Consider the following 215-nt stretch of genomic DNA (forward strand, 5'->3'; position numbering starts at 1 on the left):
TGGTCTTCCGGCGAGCGGGCTTTTCACCCGCTTTATCGTTACTTATGTCAGCATTCGCACTTCTGATACCTCCAGCAACCCTCACAGGCCACCTTCGCAGGCTTACAGAACGCTCCCCTACCCAACAACACCTGAGTGTCGCTGCCGCAGCTTCGGTGCATGGTTTAGCCCCGTTACATCTTCCGCGCAGGCCGACTCGACCAGTGAGCTATTAC

At 56.7% G+C, this 215-nt stretch carries 1 rRNA gene; it reads right to left on the reverse strand.

Annotated elements, in window-relative coordinates:
• A 23S ribosomal RNA gene (locus tag NA197_RS23550) occupies window positions 1-215 on the reverse strand; the annotation flags it as partial.

The organism is Salmonella sp. NW884, assembly GCF_051700745.1.
Classification (GTDB): domain Bacteria; phylum Pseudomonadota; class Gammaproteobacteria; order Enterobacterales; family Enterobacteriaceae; genus Salmonella; species Salmonella enterica.